The sequence below is a fragment of the Kitasatospora sp. NPDC036993 genome, assembly GCF_055607525.1.
Genome location: NZ_JBVJRP010000025.1, coordinates 12,816 through 34,386 on the forward strand (window position 1 = coordinate 12,816; position 21,571 = coordinate 34,386).

Below are 21,571 nucleotides of genomic sequence, written 5' to 3' on the forward strand. Positions count from 1 at the left end.
CTGGAAGAAGTGGCCTCTCGTGCCGACGGACAGGTCGGCTCTGGCCGAGGGGCGGGTGGGCGTGCCAGAGTCGTCCGGGCGTCGTCCGGGCAGGCCCCGGACCGCGCCCCGCAGTCCGACCCACCCTCAGCCGGAAGGCAGGCCCCGCCGATGACCAGCGCAGCGCCCCTCGTCCGCGTCAGCACCGCCGACGCCGTCACCACGCTCACCCTCGACTCGCCGCACAACCGGAACGCGCTCTCCACCCGGCTGATGGCCGAGCTGCACGCCGGGCTGGCCTCCGCGGCGGCCGACCCGGAGGTCCGCGCGGTGGTGCTCGGCCACGCCGGCAAGGTGTTCTGTGCGGGCGCGGACCTCTCCGAGGCGACCGGCGCGGACCCGACGGTCGGGCCGCGCGGTCTGGTCGAACTCCAGCGGGCGATCGTGGACTGCGCCAAGCCGGTGATCGCGGTCATCGACGGGCACGTCCGGGCGGGCGGCCTCGGTCTGGTCGGCGCGGCGGACCTCGCCGTCGCCGGACCGGCCTCGACCTTCGCCTTCACCGAGGTGCGGCTCGGCCTCGCGCCCGCGGTCATCTCGCTGCCGCTGCGCCCGAAGCTGGACCCGCGCGCGGCCTCCCGCTACTACCTCACCGGCGAGGTCTTCGACGGCGCCGAGGCCGCCCGGATCGGCCTGATCACCAGTGCCACCGACTCCGCCGAGTCCACCGACGTGGTGCTGAAGGGCCTGCTGGACGCGCTGCGCCTGGGCTCCCCGCAGGGCCTCGCGGAGTCGAAGCGGCTGGCCAACGCCGATGTGGTGCGTTCCTTCGAGCGGGACGCGGACGAGCTGGTGGAGCTGTCGGCGCGGCTGTTCGGTTCGGCCGAGGCACAGGAGGGGATGCGGTCGTTCCTGGAGAAGCGGCCCGCGCGCTGGGTGCGCTGACGGCGGCGGATCCCCGGGTGCGGCGTCCGGACGCCACACCCGGGGCCATCGCCGTTCCCGGGTGGTCACGACCGTTCCCCGGGCACGGGGATCAGATCGCCGCCGCGTCGTTCCAGAAGCCGAGCAGCCCCTCGTCGCCGACCGCCTTGACCTCGCCGGCCTGTCCGGCGGGCAGCCGGTTCCACAGCAGCGGGTAGAGCTCGCGGGCGGGGCCGGTGAGCGTCAGGTCGGCCGGCTCGGGGCCCTCGCCGTCGATGACGACCACCGGCTCCCGGGTGACTGTCAGGTGCCAGGAGCCGGCCCCGTCGGTCGCCCGGATCCGGAAGGTGCGCGGCTGCTCGCTGCGCAGCCTGGAGCGACCGCTGGTCATGAAGCCGCTCAGCAGTTCGTCGATGCCGTCCAGGGCGAGCGAGGTGTCCACGACCGGTCCCGGCACCCCGGCGGCCGCGTCGGCGTCGTACCGGTGGACGGCGGTCTCGTGCGCCTGACGCCGGGCCCAGAACGCCAGCGGGCGGGGCGAGGGCAGGAAGCTCCAGCATGCGAGGTCGGCGGGCGCCGTGGTGAGCGTGTCCAGCAGGGCGGCGTGGCCCTCGCGGTACCAGTCGAGCAGGGCGCCGTCCGAGGGCATCGGCCCGACGGCAGCCTGGGCACCCGCCTCGTCCAGCGGCGCCGGCAGGCCCCGGGAGACGATGGTGGCGGCCCAGCGGTGGACGTAGCCGATGTGCCGCAGCAGGTCGGCCAGCTGCCACTCCGGGCAGGTCGGTACGGGGGCGGTCAGCTCGGTGCGGGCCGCGGCGTCGGCGAGCCGGGTGCCCTCGTGGCGCAGCGCGTCGATGTGCTCGGTGATCTCCATGGGTCGGAGTCTTCCACCGGGGTCGGCCACCGGTCGCGGATTTCGTACATTTCTTCGAGTGGCCCGGGTGTTCGGTGGCCGGGGTCTTCGGACGGTCACGGTCTTCGGGCGGTCGGGGTCTTCCGGGGCTCGGCCCTTGTGGGCGCGGCCTTCGACTGATCAGAGCATTCCGGGGCGCGGCCTTCGTCCGTGCCGAAGGGGCCGGCCGGTGCTAGCGGCCGGTGTGGCGACCGGGGCGGAAGCGGCCGGTGTGACGTCGGCCTCCCGGCCGACGGGCGGACGCTACGGGCCGGTAACGTGATCGCATGCCGATATCCCGATCCCTCGTCTCAGCCGTCCGGGCCGGTGGCCGCCGTGCCGCCGGACGCCTGGTTCACCGGGGCTGGCGCTGGGTGCAGCGGACCGGCGCGGTCACCAACCGCAACCCCGGCCCGTACCGGTTCGGCGAGTTGGGGGACGGTACGACCCTCGGCTTTCCGCTCGGGGCGGTGTTCAACGAACAGTGGATCACCATCGGGCCGTTCTCGATCATCGGTGAACGGGTCACCATCAGCGCCGGGTTCCTGCCCGGGCTCGACCTCGGGCCGGAGCCGATCGTGCGGATCGGCGGCGGCTGCGTGATCGGCCGGGACAGCCACATCGTCGGCCACCAGTCGATCGTCATCGGTGACGACGTGTGGACCGGGCCGGGCGTGTACATCAGCGACCAGGCACACGAGTACCGGGACACCGAGCTGCCGATCGGCAAGCAGTGGCCGCGCAACGAGCCGGTGGAGATCGGCGCGGGCAGTTGGATCGGCACCGGAGCGGTGATCCTGCCGGGGGCACGGATCGGCCGCAACGTGGTGGTCGCGGCGGGCGCCGTGGTGCGCGGCGAGGTGCCCGACCACAGCGTGGTCGCCGGGGCGCCGGCCAAGGTGGTCCGTCGCTGGACCGAGGAGGAGGGCTGGCAGCCGCCGCTGCGCCACGACGCTCCGCAGCCGGTGCCGGAGGGCGTGAGCGCGGAACAGCTGCGTGCACTGGTCGGCTGGGACCTGCGGCTGCCGGGGGAGCAGGGCTGACGTCGCCGGTCGGGCGCCCGCGTCGTGGTGCCGATGCCGCGCTTCGGATGAAGTCGTGAACTACTCCGCCAGGAATGCCTGTTCGGCGGCGCTCGCGGCGATGGCGGCGGTGATCAGCGGGACGTCGGCGGGGCGTGTCGGATCCAGGCCGGTCAGCGCGGCGATCCGGCGCAGCCGGTAGTCGACGGTGTTCGGGTGCAGGTGCAGGGCGCTCGCGGTGTGCCGACGGTTCAGGCCCCCGGCCAGGTGGGTGCGCAGCGTGGTGAGCAACTCCCCGGTGTCGGCCAGCGGTTCGAGCAGCGCGGCGAGCCGGGAGCGGGCCTGGCTGGGCCGGGTGAGCTGGTACTCCAGCAGGATGTCGTCCAGCCGGTGCAGCCCCGGTGGCCGGCCGAACGCCTGTGCCACCTCCAGGACTTCGCAGGCGAGGGCGGCCGCACCCGGCACCTCGGCGGGGGTGGCCGAGGCGGCCCCGGCCAGTACGGGTGCACCGGCCGCCCTGGCGGCCGCGGCGAGGGTGGCGCCGAGCAGCGACCAGGGCGCCTCCGCGGTGTCGACCTCGGCCGGTCCGGGTGACGGGCCGAACGGGATGAGCACCAGGCCGCCCGTGGGGGTGAGGGCGGCGAGCGCGGACTGCCGGGTGCGGTGGTCGAGTTCGGCCTCGAAGCGGCGGAGCTTGCGGTGGGCGGCGACGCCGGGGTCGACCCCGGGGGAGTGTTCGTCGGGGTGGCCGGCGACGGACAGGCAGAGCACCGCGTACCCGGCGGGCAGCCGGACCCCGGCACGGGAGGCGGCCGCCTGGGCGGAGGTGCCCGCGAGCAGCGCGCTGAGCAGGGACTGTCGGGCCGTGTCCCGGCGGCCGGCGGCCGGGCGCCGGCCGTCCAGGTAGCCGGCTCCGGCGGCGGTGGCGGCCTGGCGGAGCTGGTCGAGCAGCAGCCGGTTGAGGACGAGGAGGTCGGCGGCGTCGCCGTCCCGGGCGTGCCGGGTGGCGAACTCCCAGCAGACCTCCAGCCCGAGGTGGTGGGCGAGCAGGACGGCGTCCAGTGGCAGGCCCTCCTCGGCGCGCCGGGCGGCGGCCTCCCGGACGGCGGCGAACTCCTCCGCGGGGGCGGGCAGTCCGGTCCGCACGGTGTGGGCCAGGGCGCGGATGCGGCGCTCGGCGTCCCGGGTCAGCTCGCCGGTGAGCTGCTCGCGGGGCAGCCGGCGGTAGACCGGTACCCGTTCCAGCAGGGCGGCGACCACGGCCTCGGCCAACTCCCGTACGCCGCCGATCAGTCGCTGGTCGGCCGGGAGCCCGCCGATCACCGGGGCGCGCCAGTCCGGTGTCCGGTCGGAGGTGTTCGGGGGCGTGTGGCGGGGCGCGTTGTGACCGGTCACAGAGAACACCGTCCAGGTCTGGGGGACGCCCAAGGGCCGGGCCGGAAGGGTGACCGCATGATGGAGTCCTCGGGTTACCTGTTGGTAACAAACTTCCGCTGTGGAGGCAACAGTTGAGAACCCCACTTCTCCGCTTCTCCGCGACTTCCCGGCGCGGCGGGCTCGGTGGCGCGCTGGGTGTGCTGCTCCTGGCAGGGGCGCTGCTGGCCGGCGCGACGGCGGCGCCCGCGAGCGCTTCACCGCCCCCCTCGGTGGCACCCGCGGTCGCTGCCGAACTGCCGCCCGACGGTGACACGGTGGCCTCACCGCCCGGTGCCAACGACTGGAACTGCCGGCCGGGCGCCGCGCACCCCCGGCCGGTGGTCCTGGTGCACGGCACCTTCGCCAACCGCTACGAGAACTGGCTGACGCTCTCCCCGCTGCTGAAGGGCCTCGGGTACTGCGTCTTCGCCCTCGACTACGGGACCGTCCCCGGTGTCACCTCCAGCGGCAGCGGTCTGCTGCTGCCGATCGGCGGCCTCGGGCCGGTCCCGGAGTCGGCGGCCCAACTCGCCCGGTTCGTGGACCTGGTGCGGAACGCGACCGGTGCGGCCGAGGTCGACATCGTCGGGCACTCGCAGGGCGGCATGCTGCCGAACTACTACCTCAAGTTCCTCGGTGGCGCGTCCAAGGTCGGCCGGCTGGTCGGGCTGGCTCCGTCCAACCACGGCACCACGCTCGACGGGATCACCAACCTGGTGCCGTACTTCCCGGGAGTCGCGGACCTGATCTACACGGTCTGCCAGGCCTGCCGGGACCAGGCGGTGGGCTCCGGGTTCAACAAGGTGATGGCGTCCCGGCCGGACACCGTCCCCGGTGTGAGCTACACCGTGGTCTCGACGGTCTTCGACGAGGTCGTGACACCGTGGCGGACCCAGTTCCTGAGCGGTCCGGACGTCGACAACGAGGTGGTGCAGCAGCACTGCCCGGTCTCGCTGGTGGAGCACGTCGGGATCGCGTTCTCGCCGACGGCTCTGCACCTGGTGACCAATGCCCTGGATCCGGCGCACGCGACACCGGTGCTCTGCGGCTGACGCGGCGACGGCGCTCCTGCCTCCGGGCCGGGCCGGGGTGGTCCGGTCCGGGGCGGGAGTGCCGTGCGCGGGTGCGGGGGCGCAGGCGCGTCGGCCGTCAGCCTGCGGAGCGGAAGGTGACGACGGCGGTGGTGCCGTCCGGGCACAGCTCGTAGCCGCCCGGTCCGTCGAGCAACGCGGCGTCGTAGCGGGCGAGTCCGACGCCGTCGAGGCGGGCCGTGCCGAGGAGGCAGACCAGGAGGACGGTGCTGCCGTCCGGGACGTCGAGCGTGGTGGCCGGGGCGGTTGCGGTGGTCGCGACGACCAGGTCCACGGTGGCCTCGACCCGCCCGCGGCGCGTCATCACGTTGAAGTCCACCACGGGGCCGGCCGACAGGCGGCAGTCGGTGGTGGCGTCACCGGAGAAGGCGAACGGCCGGAACGGCACGTCGACCAGCTGCTCGTCACCGTCCACGGTGAGCGTCATGCCGGCGCCCTCGACCAGGGTGATCACCCGGTCGATCCCGGGGAACGGGGAGAACGGCCCGGCCGTGGCGACGTCCGCGAGGCTGACCCGCCAGTCGAAGGCGTCCAGCCCCGCGCCGGCCGGGAACCCTGCGACCTCCCTGGTCACCCCACCCCCGTTGAGCCACGCCGTTGCCGGGCGCTCGCCCGCCCGCAGTACCTGGAAACGTTCGCTGGTCGTCATGGCCTCGCATCCTGCCACCGGCCGGGCGGCTGTGTCCGGGTGGGGGCGGGGGCGGGGGTGTGGCGGGGGCGGGAGGCGAACGGATAACAGCGAACAGATGACAGATTTCAACAGTTGTCATCTGTTCGCCGTCGCCCGTCATTCGTCATCCGTCATCCGTCATCCGTCACTCGACGCCCAGCCGCCGCCCGACCGACAGCGGCAGGAGCGCCGCCAGCGTGGCCGCGACCGCGACCGTGGTGAGGGCGAGCGGCAGTCCGGCCGCGTCGGCCAGGAAGCCGATCACCACCGGGCCGATCAGCATCCCCCCGTAGCCGAGGGAGGAGGCGAACGCGACGCCCTGCGGTCCGCCCGCCGCGCCGGCTCGGGCGATGGAGAGCGGAAAGAGGTTGGCCAGGCCGAGGCCGACCAGTACGAACCCGCAGATCGCCACCGGCACCGCCGGGGCCAGCGCGGCGACCAGCATGCCGACGGCCGCCGTCAGCCCACCGAGCAGCATCAGCCGGGTCTGGCCGAGCCTGATGGACAGCCAGGTGCCGCTGACCCGCCCGGCGGCCATCGCGAACGCGTACGCGCCGTAGCCGGTGGCGGCCACCACGGAACTCGCGTGGACGTCGTCGGTGAGGTGGAGCGTGGTCCAGTCGGCGATCGCGCCCTCGCCGTACGCGGTGCACAGCGCGGTGAGGCCGAGCAGCACGACGAGCAGCCGGGTACGCGAACGGGCCGGGCCCGCGTCCGCCCCCGCCCTGCCGGACTGATTCGCCGTACGGTCCGTGCGGCCCGGCGCGGCCGGTGCGACCGGTGCCGCCGCCGGGCTGCGGAGCAGTACCGCGCCCGCGCCGACGGTGACGGCCATGCCCAGCACCCCGCTGAGCAAGAGCGCCCACGCGGTGCTCAGCGATCCGGCGAGCAGCCCGCAGACACCCGTGCCGAGCAGCCCGCCGAAGCTGTACCCGGCGTGGAAGCTGGGCATGACGGGCCGCCGAAGCTGTGCGACCAGTTCGACGGCGACGCTGTTCATCGCGACGTTGGCCCCGCCGTACCCCGCACCGAACAGCAGCAGCACGGCGCCGAGCGTGCTGACCGAGTGGGCGTGCGCGGGCAGCAGCACGGCGACGCTGAGCAGGGCGAGCGAGCCGACCGTCACCGGTCGTGAGCCGTACCGCAGGCAGAGTCGGCCGACCATCGGCATGGTGAGGACGGCGCCGATCGACAGGCAGAGCAGGGCGAGCCCGAGGGCGCTGTGTGAGGCGCTGACCTGACTGCGGATGTCCGGGATGCGGACGACCCAGGCGGCGAAGAGGAAGCCGTCGACGGCGAAGATCGCGGTGAGGGCGACACGCGCTGGGCCCCAGGGGCTGTCGGTCACCGCAGGTGTGCTGCGAGACTGGAGGGAGGGATGGTGTGGTCGGGTGTGGGAACCGATTTTGTTTCGAAGCGACACAAAGTCACAATAGGGGCGTGCAGCTCTCACCATCAAGCCCGAAGCCCGGAACCGGGAACGACTTCGACGCGCAGCGCGACGGCCACCGTCGCGCGGCTCCGGATCGAGGCCGGACGCTGCTCGGCCCGGCGCTCTCCCTGATCCACACCGGCCAGACGCCGACCCGCTCCGCGCTCACCCGCGCGCTGGACGTCACCCGGGCCACCGCCGGCGCGGTCACCGCCGAGCTGGAGGCGCTCGGCCTGATCACCGTCGACTCGCGCCCGGCCGGAGGCGGCCGCGGTCGCCCCTCGCACCGGCTCGCGATCGACCCGCACGGCCCGGTCGTGGTCGCCGGGCAGATCCACGCCGACGGGCTGAGCGTCACCCTGGCCGGCCTCGGCGGGCTGCTCGACCCACCCGTCCATCTGCCGCTGCCCGCCGCGACCGACCCGGTCCGGATGCTGCGCGCCGTTGCCGTGGCGGGTGCCGAACTCGCCCGCGCGACCGACCGCCGGTGCCTGGGCGCCGCGCTGGCGCTGCCCAACCCGGTCACCGAGCCGGACGGTGCCGCCCTCGCCGCGCTGCACTTCGCCTGGCCCAGCGGCACCCCGGTCGCCGACCTGTACGACGTCGAGGTCGGCCGCGCCGACCACGGCCCGAAGGCGCTGCGTCCGCTCCCCACCGCGATCGCCAACGACGCCAACCTGGCCGCGCTCGCCGAGTACCGGCACGGCGCCGGCCGGGGTGCTCGCCACCTGCTCTTCGTCACCTCAGGGCACCGGGGCGTCGGGGGCGCGCTGGTCATCGACGGCCACCTGCACACCGGCAGCGCCGGCCTCGCTCTGGAGGTCGGCCACCTCGCCGTGGACCCGCAGGGCCGGCCCTGCGGGTGCGGCAACCGCGGCTGCCTCAACTCCGAGACCGATCCCGACGCGCTGTTCGCCGCCGCCGGACTCACCCCCGAGCCGGGCCGACCGCTGCTCGACCAGGCGCGCGAGCTGTGCCGGGCGGCCGTGACGGACGACCGGGCGCGGGCGGCGGTGGAGCACGTCATCGACCGGCTCGGACTCGGGCTGGCCGGCGTCGCCAACATCCTCAACCCGGACCGGGTGGTCCTCAGCGGGCTGCACCTCGACCTGCTGGAGGCCGCGCCCGACCGGCTGCGGTCGGTGGTCGCCGAGCGCAGCCTGTGGGGGCGCAGCGGCCGGGTGCCGATCGTCGGCGCGGAGCTGGCGCACAGCGCGCTCGCGGGTGCGGCCGAGCTGGGCTGGGGACCCTACCTGGCGGACCCGCAGTCGGTGCCGGTGTAGCGGGAGCGGGAGTGGGAGCGGGGGCTCAGGGGAGCCGGTGGAGCGGTGGTGCCGCAGGGGCGATAAGGCGGAGCTGGGCCTTCGAAAATAGTCACTTATCGTGACTCTCGTACACTCGTAGTGAGCAGTGGGGGGTCACGACGAGGGAGAAGCGCCCATGAGCACCCAGTTCGGCACCCACTTCGGGATCGCGCAAGGGGTCGAGCCCGGCCTGGAGCCCGGCCTGGAGTCCGGCACGGAGCCCGGCACGGAGCCCGGCATCGAGCGAGGTGCCGGGCGTGGTGTCGAGCCGACCGTCGACGTCGACCGCTCCGACCCTGAGTACCGCGCCTGGCTCAAGGAGGCGGTGCGCAAGGTCCAGGCCGACGCCAACCGCTCCGCCGACACCCACCTGCTGCGCTTCCCGCTGCCCGCCGAGTGGGGCATCGACCTCTACCTCAAGGACGAGTCCACCCACCCGACCGGCTCGCTCAAGCACCGGCTGGCCCGCTCGCTCTTCCTCTACGGCCTCTGCAACGGCTGGATCCGCCCCGGCAAGCCGGTGATCGAGGCCTCCAGCGGCTCCACCGCCGTCTCCGAGGCGTACTTCGCCCAGCTCATCGGGGTGCCGTTCATCGCGGTGATGGCCAAGAGCACCAGCCAGTCCAAGATCGACCTGATCCGGTTCCACGGCGGCGAGTGTCACCTGGTCGAGCGTCCGGGCGAGGTGTACGAGGCCTCCGCCCGGCTCGCCGAGGAGACCGGCGGGCACTACATGGACCAGTTCACCTACGCCGAGCGGGCCACCGACTGGCGCGGCAACAACAACATCGCCGAGTCGGTCTTCGCCCAGCTGCGCCTGGAGCCGCACCCCGAGCCGGCCTGGATCGTCGCCACCGCCGGAACCGGCGGCACCTCGGCGACCATCGCCCGGTACGTCCACTACATGCAGTACGACACCAGGATCTGCGTCGCGGACCCGGAGAACTCCTGTTTCTTCGACGGCTGGGTGCGCCACGATCCGGACGCCGTCTGCGCGACCGGCTCGCGGATCGAGGGCATCGGACGGCCGCGGATGGAGCCGAGCTTCGTCCCGGGGGCGGTCGACCGGATGATGAAGGTGCCGGACGCCGCGTCGATCGCCGCGGTGCGGGTGCTGGAGCAGGTGCTCGGCAAGAAGGCGGGCGCCTCCACCGGGACCGGGCTGTGGAGCGCGCTGAGGATCGTCGCCGAGATGCGGGAGGCCGGGCGGACGGGCAGCGTGGTCGGCCTGATCTGCGATCCGGGGGACCGCTACCTGGACAAGTACTACTCGGACGACTGGCTGGCGGGCGAGCGGATCGACATCGCGCCCTACCGGGCCGCGCTGGAGTCCTTCCTGGCCGGCGACGCCTGGACGGGCTGACTGGGCCGGCCCCGAACGACGGCTGACGGCTGACAACCTACAGACGACAGATAACAGATGACAGATTTCAAACTCTGTCATCTGTTACTCGTCAGCCGTCAGCCGTGCTGCTGTCACCGCTCACTCGGCACCCGCCGCACCCGCCGGATCACCGCCCGCCGCGCCCGTCAGCAGTACACCCATAGCCGTCTCAACGGCCCGACGCGGCCGCCGAGTTCCCCCTGTCGGTGCCCCCGCAGCCGTGCCCCCGCGGCAGTGGCCCTACGGCAGATCGGCCGGGACGAGCAACTGGAGCTCCTCCGTGGACGGGTCCGCAAGGTGGGCGACCCGTACCGCGTGCCGCTCGACCATGGTCTCGAAGACCTGCCGGGCGGTGCGCCCGTTGCCGAAACTGGGGCCGCGCTCCAGCCCGCCGAAGTGCACCAGCAGTGCCTCCGCGGTCTCCTCGGAGAGCGCGTACTCGTGCTCCGCGCACTGCGCCCGGGCGATCTCCAACAGCTCGTCGGCCGTGTAGTCCGGGAATCCGATGGTGCGTGAGAAGCGGGACGAGACACCGGGGTTGGCGGACAGGAAGCGCTCCATCTCGGCGGTGTAGCCCGCCACGATGACGACCACCTCGTCCCGGTGGTCCTCCATCAGCTTGACCAGGGTGTCGATCGCCTCGCGCCCGAAGTCCCGCGCCCCGTCCTCGGGCGCGAGCGCGTACGCCTCGTCGATGAAGAGCACCCCGCCGCGCGCCCGGTCGAAGGCGGCCGCGGTGCGGATCGCGGTCGAGCCGATGTGCTCGCCGACCAGGTCGACCCGGGCGACCTCGACCAGGTGTCCGCGCTGGAGCACCCCGAGCGAGGCGAGGATCTCGCCGTAGAGCCGGGCGACGGTGGTCTTGCCGGTGCCGGGCGCACCGGTGAAGACCAGGTGCCGGCGCAGCGAGGGCGCCTTGAGCCCGGCCTGGCGGCGGCGCCGGCCGACCGAGATCAGGTCGATCAGCGTACGCACCTCCTGCTTCACCGTGGCCAGCCCGACCAGCGAGTCCAGCTCGGCGAGCGCCTCGTCGGCCGGACGGCAGTCCGGGATCGGAGTGATCGACGCGGAGCCCGCCGCGGCCGATGCCAACGCCTGGGTGGCCGCGGTCAGTTGGGCGGTCCGCGGGGCTGGTACGTCGGTGGAGCCGTACGACGGCCCCGGCCCCGCTCCGCCACCGGGAGCGGTCGGAACGGCCGGGGCCGGAGCGGCCCCGACGTCGTCCGAGACGCACGCCTCCGTCACCGGTCCCGGCTCGGAGAACTCGAACCCGGCCCGCTGGTTCTGCTCCGCCCGGCACCGGGTGAGCTGCGTCCGGCAGCCGTCGATGATGTGGAAGCCGAAGCCCTTGCCGTGGGAGACCCGGCAGTCCTCGAAGGTGCCCCGCCCCTGGGCCGACACGTACACCCCGGCATCGGTGCTGGCCCGTACGGTGCAGTCGCGCAGCACCGGGTCGGCGCCCTTGGTGACGATGACGCCGGTGGCCACGTCGGAGATCTCGCAGTCGGTGAGCAGCCCGCCGCTGCCGTGGTCGCGGAACCAGAGCCCGGTGCCCGCCTCCTGCACCCGGCAGGAGGCCAGGGAGACGGTGGCCCCGCCGCTGACCGAGACCGCCGAGCTGCGGATCCGGCTGAACGAGCAGCCCTCGGCGCTGGCGGCGGAGTCCCGGTCGAGGACGAACAGGGCGTCCGGCAGGTCGTGCAGTGAGCAGTCGGTGAGGGTCAGCCGGGCGCCGTCGCTGACCCACAGCGCCGGGTACTCGCCGGTCGAGCCGTGGATCTGGCAGGACTCGGCGACCGCCTCGGTGCCCTGGTCCCAGACCGACAGCGCCCCGCGCCCGAAGTCCCGGACGGTGGTGTGCGAGAGAGTGAGCCGGGCGCGTCCGCGCAGGTCGGCGCCGTTCTCCGGCAGGTCGTGGACCCGGCAGCCGGTGAGCACCAGCTCGGCCTCGCCGTCCAGGGTCAGGCCGTTGCCGGTGACCCGGTGGATCTCGCAGTCGACCAGCCGTCCGCCCGCCTGCGCCTCGGCCTGCACGCCGCTGCCGCGGATCTCGTAGATCTCGCAGCCGGTCAGCTCGGCCGCACTGCCGGGGTCGGACAGCAGGACGCCGGCGCCGGAGGCGTGGTGGATGCGGCAGCGGTCCAGGGCCGCGGTGGCGCCGCCGAGGACGGCCAGCCCCGCCTGGCCGGCGGCGGCGACCTCGCAGTCCTCGAAGGCGGCGGCGGTGCCCTCGCCGCGCAGCCGCAGCCCGAGGCCGCCCGGGTTGGTGACCACGCAGCCGCGCAGGGTCGGCCGGGCACCGCCGGTGACCTCGACGCCGGTGGCCGAGCGGGTCTCGATCCGGCAGCCGCTGAAGGCGGGCGTGGCCTGCGGCCCGGTGACCAGGACGGCCGGGGTGGAGCTGTCGCCGCCCTCGATCACCAGGTCGCGCACGGTCGCGGCGGCGGTCACGGTGAGCGCCACCCCGGAGGGCGGGTCGATCCGGACCGTTCCCGGCCCCTGGGCCGGGACGATCGTCACCGGCTTGTCCAGCAGCACGTTCTCCCGGAAGGTGCCCGGCCGGACGGCCACGGTGTCGCCCGGTTCGGCGGCCGCCAGGGCCTCAGCGAGCGTGTCGTACTCGCCCGCGCGGCGACGCCAGCGGGATGCGCTGTCCTGGGTGACCCGGACCCTGTGCTCAGCCATGACGGTCTGTCGTCCCCACCTTCGTCTAGCCGGCGATCAACGGGCCGAACGCGCGGGGGTGCGCGGGCCGCCCGCCCACCGTAGCGCGCCCACGTGGGTGGTCCGGCCGCCCGCGGTCACGCGGACACCGGTAGCACTCACCGCCACCACAGGTTCCGACCACCTGTTTCAACGAGCGGACACGGCACTGGTTCCGCGCGGACGCGCCGGTTCCAGGGCGCGGCACGCGCTCCGCGCCGGTCGGCCTGACGACGCGCCCCGCTGTTCCGGCACGGGCCGTCGGCCGCTTCGGCGGGCCAGGCCAGGCCAGGCCAGGCCAGGCCAGGTCGGGTCGGGTCGGGTCGGGTCAGGCCCGGCCGATACGGCAGATCGGCACAGGCGGTCGACGCAGGCCGTCCCGAGACACCGAGCCGAGCCCGGCGTCCGTCCGTCCGTCCATACGTGAGCCCGTGAGCCCGTCCGTCCGCTCGCCCGCCCGTGCGCTCAGTGTCCGTCGGTGGGCCAGGGCGCCCCGTCCTCCAGCACCTCGACCTCGTCGCCCAGCCGCAGCGTGCCGAGCGCGTCGCCCTCCACGCCGGCCGGCCGCTCGGGGATCAGGTTCTGCCCGAACGCGGCCTTGCGCAGCAGCCGGTGGTGCCGGGCCAGGGTGCGCAGCGGTTCCTTGCCACGCCGCTCGCCGGTCTCCTGGTCGGTGGTGGTGATCACGCAGCGCCCGCAGGGCTTGACCACCTTGAAGGTGACCGAGCCGATCCGGATCCGCCGCCAGGTGTCCTCGGCCCACGGCTCGGTGCCGTCGACCACCACGCTCGGGCGGAAGCGCTCCATCGGCAGGGGCTCGGGGTCGTCCGGGTTCTCGGCGGCGATCAGCTCGTTGAGCCGGTCGAGCGAGGCGGTGGTGGTGAGCAGCAGCGGGAAGCCGTCGGCCATCGAGACGGTGTCGCCGGGCTCGCTGTACAGGGGGTCGACGGGCCGGGCGCGCGGGTTGTCCAGGTGCACCAGCCGGTAGTCGCCGAGCTGCTCGGCGATCCACTGGTGCGCCTCCTTGGAGGCCTCCGCGACGTGGAAGCGGGTGCCCCAGACCTCGACCTCGACGAGCGGGTCGCCGGAGGCGACGGCGGGCGCGGGCACCTCGATCCTGGATCCGTCGGGGGCGGTCAGGGTGAGGACGCCGTCGGGCAGCAGCCCCGCCCGGATCCGGCTGAGGGCGGAGTTCTCGCGCTGGCTGACGAAGCGTCCGCTCGCGTCGGCGAGCATCCAGTGGCGGTCTCCGGCCAGGCCCCAGGGTTGGACCACGGCGGTGTCCGGGCTCAGGCGGTACATGGACTTGACGGGGTAGACGTGGAGTCCGGTGAGCTGCATTCCCCCATCCTGCCAGCCCGCCTCCGGCCTGCGGAAACGCCCCCGGAGGGGAGGTGTGCGGTCACCCGGACGAACGCCCGCGCCGGACACGTGAACGGACATTCGCACGGGCGGTCCCCGAATGCGCACGGACCGCCCGGGACGCCGTGAGGGGCGTTCCGGGCGGTCCGTGGATGACCCGTTTCTCCGTTCGCCCGGCGTACGGGGGGCGCCGGGTGGTGCTCAGGTGGTGCGGGTGCGGGCCGCGTGGGGGGACGGCCTCGGGGTGTCAGCGCTTCAGTAGCCCTGGCCCTGCGGCTGGTAGCCGCCGTTGCCCTGGCCGCCCGCCTGGAAGGAACCGGGGCCGGGCTCGCCGTACGGGCCCGGGCGCTGCGGCTGCATCGGGCGGACCGGCGCGACCGGCGCCACGGCCGGGCGCAGCTGGGCGCCGCCGAAGGACTGGTCGCCGCCCTGGCCCTGGAAGCCGGGGCCGCCGGCGGCCTGGCCGCCGAAGGACTGCTGGCCGCCGAAGCCCTGCGGACCGGTGGGCTGGCCCTGGCCGAAACCGCCCGGGCCGCCGGGCTGCTGCGCGCCGAAGGTCTGCGGGCCGCCCTGGGCGCCGATGAAGGTGTTCTGGCCGCCGAAGCTCTGGCCGCCGGTCGGCTGGTAACCGCCGCTGGCGGTCTGGGTGAAGGCGGGGGTGGCGGGCTGCGGTCGCTGGTACGGCTGGGGGGAGCCGTAGCCGGGGACCGGCGGCTGGGGGGCGGCGTACGCCGGCGCGGGCTGCGCGGGGATGTACGCCGTGGCGGGGCCGGCGGAGGGGCCGCTGCTCGGGCCGGGGCCCAGGGCGAGGCGGGCGGGCGGCAGCGCGGGGAGGTTGCTGCCGGCACTTTCGTACCCGTTGCCGTAGCGGTTCTCGTAGGACGGCGCGAGGCCGGATCCGTAACCGGACGACAGTGCCGGGGGCAGGGCGGCCGGCACGTTGATGGGCGCGATCTGGGGGACGCCGCGCTCAGCCACGAGGCTGTCGTAGATCGGCGTGCCGGAGGAGAAGGACGGAGAGGGGTAGCCGACTCCGTCGTAGGAGCGGGGCGAGGTCATGGGCCATACGGTAAGCCCACAACGCGCCTGCTGAGGAGAGCGGGAGGGGGAGCAGTTCGACTGTTTACACAGTCTTCGCTCGCACAAAGGTTTCGAAAGTAGGAAAGGCGGACATTCCGGCGTCCGGTTCCGGACAACCTTGGCGCCCCGTCAGTGGTCGAACAGTAGCCGGACGGAGGGCCCTGGAGGCCGTGCGGTGACCGGCCGGTGGACGGTCGGGGGCCCCGCGGAGAAACTTCTCGCGGACACGGCGTGCGCGGGCGCGTTCGAGCCCCCGCCAAGGGTGCGACGGGGGCTCGTGAATGTTTCGGGAATAAAGTTCCCGTCAGCTCTCCGGGTACTCGGTCCAGGCCCTCGACCTGCGCCCCGACCTGCACCGTCAGCCGGTGACGTCGGCTGCTGACGCAGGTCAGTGCGACTGGGCCGCCTGGGCCTGCGCCGGCAGGCCGGGCTTGCCGACCTCGGAGGTGCAGAAGGAGCACCGGGTCGCGGCCGCGGGGATCGAGCTCAGGCACTCCGGGCAGTCCGCCTTCGCGGCCGGCTCCGGCTTGGCCGATTCGAAGCGCGACTGGAGCTTGCCGACCGGCAGCACCACGGCGAAGTAGATGACGGCGGCGGTCAGCACGAAGCCGATGACCGCGTTGACGAAGAGACCGTACGGGAACCGGGTGCCGGCCACCTCGAAGGTCTTCTGGGTGAAGTCGCCGACGGCGCCGGAGGCGACACCGACCAGCGGGGTGAGGAAGGCGCTGACGAACCCGGTGACGACCGCGGTGAAGGCCGCGCCGATCACGATGCCGACCGCGAGGTCCACCACGTTTCCGCGCAGCAGGAAGCTGCGGAATCCCTTGAACACCGGGTGACTCCAAATCCGTACGGGGAAGGGGGAGATGGGGCAGCGCGGCGGGCGCTGCCCCGGCCGGACATCCTGCCGACCGGCCGGGGCCGAGGTCCAACCGCGTTCACCCGATCCGGGGAACGGCCGGCCTGCCCCGCGGTGTCCGGCCGGGCAGCGCCAGGGCCCTCCGCGTACCGGCCTTTCGACGCTCGAACAGTTCGGGCAACCCGGTGGTGTGAAACCGGACTTGACACCGGCACGCGCCGGTCCGCGGTGGGCGCCGACCCGGCGCGACGGGGTGAACCGGAGCGCGGCAGGGGGCGAGACGGGGCGCACGGAGGTCGCATCCGGCGCACGACGGCGGGCCCGTGGCGCACATCGGGTGTACGGGCGCGGGCGGATGGGCCACCACCAGGTTGCGCGAAGGGGATGTACCGGGCGGAGCACTGTGCCAAGGTCGGTCCATGCCCGACCATATGTCGGCCGATCCGGCCGGAAACCGTCCGCGTGTCCTGCACCTGATCAGCGACTCGCGCCGTGGCGGCGCGCAGAACTTCGCCCGTGACCTCCACCGGGAACTGAGCCGCCGGGGCCAGTCCTCCGCGCTGTGCGCCCTCGCCCCGCATCCGGCCGCCCGCCCGAGCCCCGTCGAGTCGGCCCCAGTTTCCGCAGGTCAGGGACCCGAGGACGGCTCCGACGCCTCCGGTCTGCGCTCCGCCGCCGTGCTGGGCCCCGGCCGACTGCGCCCGAGTACGCTGCGGGCGCTGCGCTCCACCGCCCGCGCCGCCGACGTGGTGCTCGCCCACGGCTCCGACACCCTGGCCGCCTGCGCCCTCGCCCTGGCCGGGACCCGTACGCCCTTCGTCTACGTCTCGGTCGGCCACCCGCGCTACTGGACCGCCAACCGGCTGCGCCGGGTGCGCGGCGGCGCGCTGATGCACCGCGCGGCCGCCGTCACCACGCTCACCGACGAGGCGCGAGACGTCCTGGAGGGGCAGTTCCGGCTGCCCGACGGCAAGGTGCACGTGATTTCCAACTCCCGTGCCGCCGAGAGCTATCCGCCCGCCGACGGCCGGGACGACCGGCGCGCCGCGCGGCACGCGCTGGGCCTGCCGGCCGACGTCCTGCTGGTCGCCTGGATCGGGGCGATAGCTCCGGAGAAGCGGCTGGACCTCGCCCTCGACGTGCTCGACCGGCTGCCCGACGTCCGGCTCGCGATCGCCGGGGACGGCCCGCTGCGCGAGACGCTGGCCCGTCACCCGGCCGCCGCCCGCGCCCACTTCCTCGGCCCGCTGCCGGATCCGGCCCCGCTCTACCGCGCCGCCGACGCGCTGCTGCTCACCAGCGACAGCGAGGGCGTGCCCGGCGCGCTGATCGAGGCGGCGCTGGCCGGGGTGCCCGCCGTCGCCACCGACGTCGGCTGGGTGCGCGAGGTGGTCAGGGACGGTGCCACCGGCGCGCTGGTCGCCCCCGGGGACCCGCTCGCCCTCGCCGAGGCACTGGGCAAGGTGCTCGCGGTCAACCGCGCGGGCCTCGGTGCGGCGGCCAGGGCGCACGCGCTGGAGCACTTCGAGCTGGGCGCGGTGGTGGACGACTGGCAGCGGCTGGTCGCCGAGGTGTGGACGGCGGGCGCGGTGGCCGACCGCTGACCGCACCGACGCCGGCGAGGGCCGTCCGAGTGCACCGACCCCGGCGCGCTCGCCCGGACCGCTGCGCCGTCCGGGCGAATCCGGCCCGGTCGGCACGGCGACAACCGGCCGGTAGCGAAACGTCGCCAGCACACTGCCCGGTGTGAACTCGAAGTCACTGCTGCGGTCCACCGTCCTGCTCACCGTCGCCGCCGGGATTGCCGCGTCCCCCGTCCAGGCCGGTGCGCTGACCCACCAAACCCCCACCGAGGGCCTCCAGTTCGTCCAGCTCGACCATCCGAAACCGGTGCGCGCGAACGCCCGCACGGAGGCGGTCGAGTTCTTCTGGTACGACTGCGGCCACTCCCAGGCGCTGGAGAAGCCCCTACAGGCCTGGGCGGAGAAGCACCGGGCCGACGTCACGCTGCGCCGCGTCCCGGGGATCTGGCCTGGCAGCCGGGAGGAGTCCGTCCAGCGCGGCCACGCCCGTCTGTACTACACGCTGGAGCGCCTCGGCCTGGTCGACCGCCTCCAGGTCGGTGCCTTCCGGGCCGTGCACAACGAGGGGCTCGACCTCACGACCGAGGCCGGCGCCACCGACTGGGCCTCGCGCCAGGGCGTCGACGCCCAGCAGTTCGGCAAGGCCTACCGCTCCGCCGGGGTGGCGAAGTCGGTCGACCAGGCGGCGGCCGCGTTCATCGACAACGGCATCAAGGAACTGCCGACGGTCATCGTCCAGGGCGACCACCGGGCCTCGCCGAGTACGGCCGGCGGCGTGGAGGGGATGCCCCAGGCGCTCGACCACCTGGTGCAGCAGGAGCAGGCGAAGAAGTACTGAGGGCTGCGCGCCGACCAGCCGCCCACGCTGGTGCTCTGGGGGCTGGGTGACCCGTTCGGCGGGTTCATGGGGTTCATGCCGTTCCGGCGGTTCATCCGGTTCGGCGGATCGAGTCGCCTCGGTCGTCCCCGCCGCTTCAGCCGCTTCAGCCGCTTCAGTCGCGGCGCAGCAGGTACGTGACGAAGCCGAACGTCCCCCGGTAGCCGTGCAGCCACTCGGCGCGGTGCCGGTCCGCTGCCGCCCGGACGGCCACCGCGTCGGGGTGGTCCGGGAGGTCCAGCGCCCACTCGGCCAGCGCCCCCGTCCAGGAGAACTCGTAGTCGTCCCACTCCTGTTCGCTGCTGACGTACCCGGACACCGGTGTCCAGCCGGCCGCGAGGACCCGGTCGGTGGTCGTCGCCAGGTCCGCGTAGTCGTCCCGGGCCGCTCCCAGCCCGTCCAGCGCGGCCTGGGACGGCTCGCGCTTCCAGAACCCCTCGCCGACCAGCAGTCGGCCGCCCGGGGCGAGGAGTTCGCGGGCCGCGGCGAGCGTCGGCAGCAGGCCGCCGAACGCATGGGTGGCGCCGACACAGAGCACCAGGTCGAAGGGCTCCTTCGCGGTGAACGTCCGGGCGTCCAGGTGGTGCAGACCGAGCCGGCGGACGACGCCCAGCGTGGTCGCCGTCTCTTGGGCCAGGGTCAGTGCCGCCGCGTCCAGGTCCACCCCCACCGCCCGCCAGCCAGGGCGGGCGGCCAGCGTCCGGACCAGCCAGGCACCCTCGCCGCAGCCGAGGTCCAGCGCCAGGCCCTGTTCCGTCCCGGCCGTGGCCCGGTCCAGCAGCCGGGCCACCGACTCGTCCGTCAGCGGGGCCGCGATCGGATGGTGGGCATGGGCGAGGCGGGAGATCTGCTGACGGTCCATCCGAGCAGTATGGGTCGGGGCGGTCCGGCGCGCAGGGGATTTTCAGGCCCGGGAGTAGGTCCGGCCCTTCCAGGCCGAGCCCCGGCCGCGCCAGTGCTGCACCGCCGAGTCCAGCGTCATCAGCAGGTACATCCCCGCGGTGAAGGGCAGCAGCAGCACGGCCGGCGCCGGCTGCCCGTAGTACCGCACCATCGGCAGGTACGTGCCGGCCATCAGCGCCCAGGCCGCCCCGCCCGCGACCGCCACCGCGGGAGCTCCCGCCGCCAGCCCGGCCACCGTCGCCGCCGGCGGCACCAGGTACACCAGCGCCAGCCCCAGTACCGTCCCGAGCAGCAGCAGCGGCGAGTGCCCGAGCTGGGCGTACGCGCTGCGCGACACCATCCGCCACAGCTGCTCCAGCCGCGGGTACGGGCGGACGCTGTCCACCTCGCCGGCGAGGCCCAGCCAGGTCCGGCCGCCGGTGGACTTCACGGCCCTGGCCAGCGACACGTCGTCGATCACCGCGCCGCGGATCGCCGCCACCCCGCCCGCCCGCTCCAGCGCCTCGCGCCGCACCAGCGAGCAGCCGCCGGCCGCGGCCGCGGTCCTGGCCCCCGGGCGGTTGCTCCGGCGGAACGGGTACAGCTGGGCGAAGAAGTACACGAAGGCCGGCACGATCAGCCGCTCCCAGCCGGTCTCCACCCGCAGCCTGGCCATCTGGGACACCAGGTCCAGCCCGTTGCTCTCGGCGGCGGCCACCAGCTCGGCGAGCGAGTCGGGGCCGTGCGCGATGTCGGCGTCCGTCAGCAGCAGGTACTCGACGTCCGGCCCGGCCAGCTCCACGCCGTGCCGCAGCGCCCACAGCTTCCCGGTCCAGCCCGGGGGCAGCGGGGGAGGGGTGGTGACGGTCAGCTCCAGCCCGTCGACCGTCCGCAGCCGCGCCGCCAGCGCGCCGGTGCCGTCCGTACTGTGGTCGTCCACCACGATCACCCGGGCCCGTCCCGGGTACTTCTGCGCGAGCAGTGTCGGCAGGCTGACCGGGAGCACCGCGGCCTCGTCCCTGGCCGGCACCACGATCGCCGCCCGCGGCCAGCGGACCGGCGGGCGGCGCGGCGGCAGCCGCACGTCGGTGCGCCAGAACGAGCCGTGGCAGCACGCCAACCAGAGCCAGACCAGCAGGGAGAACGCGGCGATCCACAGCAGGACGGTCACCCCGGCAGTCTGCCGCAGAACCGGGCGGGGCGGGCGCATCGACTAAAGTCTTGACCCGTGAAGATCGCACTGATGGACTCCGGAATCGGCCTGCTGGCCGCCGCCGCCGCCCTTCGGAAGCTGCGCCCGGACGTGGATCTGGTGCTCTCTTCCAACCCGGCCTCGATGCCGTGGGGGCCGCGCACGCCCGAAGAGGTGACCGAGCTGGCGCTCGGCTGCTGCCGGGCGGCCGCCGCGCTCGAACCCGATGCCCTGGTGGTCGCCTGCAACACCGCCTCCGTCCACGCGCTCGCCACCCTGCGGGCCGAGCTGGAGCCCGGGCTGCCGGTGATCGGCACCGTCCCGGCGATCAAGCCCGCCGCCGCGCAGGGCGGCCGGGTCGCGATCTGGGCCACCCCGGCCACCACCGGCAGCGCCTACCAGCGCGGGCTGATCCGTGACTTCGGCGGTCCGGCGGACGTCACCGAGGTCGCCTGCCCGGGCCTCGCGGACGCGGTGGAGCACGGCGACGACGAGGCCGTCACGGCAGCCATCGCCGACGCCGCCGCCCGTACGCCGGCCGGCACCGACGCCATCGTGCTCGGCTGCACCCACTACGAACTCGTCGACGACCGCATCCGCGCCGCCGTCGCCCCGACCGCCTCCCCGGCGCTCACCCTGTACGGCTCCGCCGGCGCCGTCGCCGCCCAGGCGCTGCGCCGCGTCGCCGACCCCACCCGTACGGGCGGCGGCACCCTCACGGTCCTCCACGCCGGTGCCCGCGCGGAGCTCCCCCCGGCCGCCGCCCGCTACCCCCAGGGCAACGCCCTCGCGACGCTCATCGGCTGACACGGCGGGAAGTCGACAGGTCGACCTCCCGGTGGCGGATAAATCCCCGCCCGAAAGTACGCGTCCGATCCATCGCCCGTGAGAAGTCGGTCAGGCCGACCTTTTGTGC

Annotated in this window: 18 protein-coding genes; 8 read left to right on the forward strand and 10 right to left on the reverse strand. The window is 74.3% G+C overall.

The genetic code is table 11. The annotated features are described in order from the left end of the window. Positions 1-150: 150 nt before the first annotated feature. A complete protein-coding gene (locus tag ACZ7C5_RS34975; protein ID WP_401092342.1) occupies positions 151-924 on the forward strand; it encodes an enoyl-CoA hydratase family protein in 774 nt (257 codons plus the stop codon). 91 nt (positions 925-1,015) lie between these two features. Here the strand turns inward: ACZ7C5_RS34975 and ACZ7C5_RS34980 are convergent, their stop codons facing one another. Further along, on the reverse strand, positions 1,016-1,777 hold the full coding sequence (locus ACZ7C5_RS34980) for a maleylpyruvate isomerase family mycothiol-dependent enzyme (RefSeq protein WP_401092343.1): 762 nt from the start codon (positions 1,775-1,777) through the stop codon (positions 1,016-1,018). A gap of 305 nt (positions 1,778-2,082) precedes the next feature. Here ACZ7C5_RS34980 and ACZ7C5_RS34985 point away from each other — a divergent pair, with 305 nt between their 5' ends. Next, positions 2,083-2,838 carry an acyltransferase gene (locus tag ACZ7C5_RS34985; protein ID WP_401092344.1) on the forward strand — a complete coding sequence of 252 codons (756 nt, stop codon included), beginning with the start codon at positions 2,083-2,085 and terminating at the stop codon, positions 2,836-2,838. Positions 2,839-2,898: 60 nt separating this feature from the next. On the opposite strand, the gene ACZ7C5_RS34990 is transcribed toward ACZ7C5_RS34985, so the two are convergent. Next, positions 2,899-4,212 carry a PucR family transcriptional regulator gene (locus ACZ7C5_RS34990; RefSeq protein WP_470324227.1) on the reverse strand — a complete coding sequence of 438 codons (1,314 nt, stop codon included), beginning with the start codon at positions 4,210-4,212 and terminating at the stop codon, positions 2,899-2,901. A 173-nt stretch (positions 4,213-4,385) separates the two neighbouring features. Here ACZ7C5_RS34990 and ACZ7C5_RS34995 point away from each other — a divergent pair, with 173 nt between their 5' ends. Then, a complete protein-coding gene (locus ACZ7C5_RS34995) occupies positions 4,386-5,285 on the forward strand; it encodes an esterase/lipase family protein (RefSeq protein WP_470324240.1) in 900 nt (299 codons plus the stop codon). A 97-nt stretch (positions 5,286-5,382) separates the two neighbouring features. On the opposite strand, the gene ACZ7C5_RS35000 is transcribed toward ACZ7C5_RS34995, so the two are convergent. After that, on the reverse strand, positions 5,383-5,973 hold the full coding sequence (locus ACZ7C5_RS35000; protein WP_470324228.1) for a HutD/Ves family protein: 591 nt from the start codon (positions 5,971-5,973) through the stop codon (positions 5,383-5,385). 166 nt (positions 5,974-6,139) lie between these two features. Further along, entirely contained in the window at positions 6,140-7,342 is a 1,203-nt protein-coding gene (locus ACZ7C5_RS35005; protein ID WP_401092347.1) for an MFS transporter, read from the reverse strand. A gap of 191 nt (positions 7,343-7,533) precedes the next feature. On the opposite strand from ACZ7C5_RS35005, the gene ACZ7C5_RS35010 reads away from it, so the two are divergent. Together ACZ7C5_RS35010 and ACZ7C5_RS35015 are read left to right on the forward strand one after the other, a co-directional pair. Beyond that, positions 7,534-8,709: an ROK family protein gene (locus tag ACZ7C5_RS35010; protein ID WP_401092389.1), complete on the forward strand. Its 1,176-nt coding sequence runs from the start codon at positions 7,534-7,536 to the stop codon at positions 8,707-8,709. 157 nt (positions 8,710-8,866) lie between these two features. Continuing rightward, on the forward strand, positions 8,867-10,093 hold the full coding sequence (locus ACZ7C5_RS35015; protein ID WP_401092348.1) for a PLP-dependent cysteine synthase family protein: 1,227 nt from the start codon (positions 8,867-8,869) through the stop codon (positions 10,091-10,093). Between the two features lie 261 nt (positions 10,094-10,354). Here ACZ7C5_RS35015 and ACZ7C5_RS35020 read toward each other — a convergent pair whose 3' ends face one another. From ACZ7C5_RS35020 to mscL, 4 genes are all read right to left on the reverse strand, one after another. Next, positions 10,355-12,799: a right-handed parallel beta-helix repeat-containing protein gene (locus ACZ7C5_RS35020; protein WP_401092349.1), complete on the reverse strand. Its 2,445-nt coding sequence runs from the start codon at positions 12,797-12,799 to the stop codon at positions 10,355-10,357. Positions 12,800-13,282: 483 nt separating this feature from the next. Continuing rightward, positions 13,283-14,158, reverse strand: a complete 876-nt coding sequence (locus ACZ7C5_RS35025; protein ID WP_401092350.1) for an MOSC domain-containing protein — start codon at positions 14,156-14,158, stop codon at positions 13,283-13,285. Positions 14,159-14,434: 276 nt separating this feature from the next. Continuing rightward, positions 14,435-15,238 carry a DUF6643 family protein gene (locus ACZ7C5_RS35030; protein ID WP_401092351.1) on the reverse strand — a complete coding sequence of 268 codons (804 nt, stop codon included), beginning with the start codon at positions 15,236-15,238 and terminating at the stop codon, positions 14,435-14,437. 409 nt (positions 15,239-15,647) lie between these two features. Then, positions 15,648-16,094: a large conductance mechanosensitive channel protein MscL gene (gene mscL, locus ACZ7C5_RS35035; protein ID WP_401092352.1), complete on the reverse strand. Its 447-nt coding sequence runs from the start codon at positions 16,092-16,094 to the stop codon at positions 15,648-15,650. Positions 16,095-16,540: 446 nt separating this feature from the next. Here mscL and ACZ7C5_RS35040 point away from each other — a divergent pair, with 446 nt between their 5' ends. After that, complete coding sequence (locus ACZ7C5_RS35040) at positions 16,541-17,725, forward strand: glycosyltransferase (RefSeq protein WP_401092353.1); 1,185 nt, start codon at positions 16,541-16,543, stop codon at positions 17,723-17,725. 142 nt (positions 17,726-17,867) lie between these two features. Then, the gene (locus ACZ7C5_RS35045; RefSeq protein WP_401092354.1) at positions 17,868-18,542 is read left to right on the forward strand and encodes a thiol:disulfide interchange protein DsbA/DsbL; all 675 of its coding nucleotides are present in this window, start codon (positions 17,868-17,870) and stop codon (positions 18,540-18,542) included. Positions 18,543-18,696: 154 nt separating this feature from the next. Here ACZ7C5_RS35045 and ACZ7C5_RS35050 read toward each other — a convergent pair whose 3' ends face one another. Both ACZ7C5_RS35050 and ACZ7C5_RS35055 read right to left on the reverse strand, forming a co-directional pair. Continuing rightward, on the reverse strand, positions 18,697-19,443 hold the full coding sequence (locus ACZ7C5_RS35050; protein WP_401092355.1) for an SAM-dependent methyltransferase: 747 nt from the start codon (positions 19,441-19,443) through the stop codon (positions 18,697-18,699). 42 nt (positions 19,444-19,485) lie between these two features. Continuing rightward, complete coding sequence (locus tag ACZ7C5_RS35055; protein WP_401092356.1) at positions 19,486-20,673, reverse strand: glycosyltransferase; 1,188 nt, start codon at positions 20,671-20,673, stop codon at positions 19,486-19,488. Positions 20,674-20,691: 18 nt separating this feature from the next. Between ACZ7C5_RS35055 and ACZ7C5_RS35060 the strand changes: the two genes are divergently transcribed. Next, the gene (locus tag ACZ7C5_RS35060) at positions 20,692-21,462 is read left to right on the forward strand and encodes a glutamate racemase (protein ID WP_401092357.1); all 771 of its coding nucleotides are present in this window, start codon (positions 20,692-20,694) and stop codon (positions 21,460-21,462) included. Positions 21,463-21,571 lie beyond the last annotated feature (109 nt).

Coding starts and splice junctions, on each gene's coding strand:
- ACZ7C5_RS34975 (WP_401092342.1), top strand. CDS start 151: ATGACCAGCGCAGCGCCCCTCGTCCGCGTCAGCACCGCCGACGCCGTC.
- ACZ7C5_RS34980 (WP_401092343.1), bottom strand. CDS start 1,777: ATGGAGATCACCGAGCACATCGACGCGCTGCGCCACGAGGGCACCCGG.
- ACZ7C5_RS34985 (WP_401092344.1), top strand. CDS start 2,083: ATGCCGATATCCCGATCCCTCGTCTCAGCCGTCCGGGCCGGTGGCCGC.
- ACZ7C5_RS35000 (WP_470324228.1), bottom strand. CDS start 5,973: ATGACGACCAGCGAACGTTTCCAGGTACTGCGGGCGGGCGAGCGCCCG.
- ACZ7C5_RS35015 (WP_401092348.1), top strand. CDS start 8,867: ATGAGCACCCAGTTCGGCACCCACTTCGGGATCGCGCAAGGGGTCGAG.
- ACZ7C5_RS35020 (WP_401092349.1), bottom strand. CDS start 12,799: ATGGCTGAGCACAGGGTCCGGGTCACCCAGGACAGCGCATCCCGCTGG.
- ACZ7C5_RS35025 (WP_401092350.1), bottom strand. CDS start 14,158: ATGCAGCTCACCGGACTCCACGTCTACCCCGTCAAGTCCATGTACCGC.
- ACZ7C5_RS35030 (WP_401092351.1), bottom strand. CDS start 15,238: ATGACCTCGCCCCGCTCCTACGACGGAGTCGGCTACCCCTCTCCGTCC.
- ACZ7C5_RS35040 (WP_401092353.1), top strand. CDS start 16,541: ATGCCCGACCATATGTCGGCCGATCCGGCCGGAAACCGTCCGCGTGTC.
- ACZ7C5_RS35050 (WP_401092355.1), bottom strand. CDS start 19,443: ATGGACCGTCAGCAGATCTCCCGCCTCGCCCATGCCCACCATCCGATC.
- ACZ7C5_RS35055 (WP_401092356.1), bottom strand. CDS start 20,673: ATGCGCCCGCCCCGCCCGGTTCTGCGGCAGACTGCCGGGGTGACCGTC.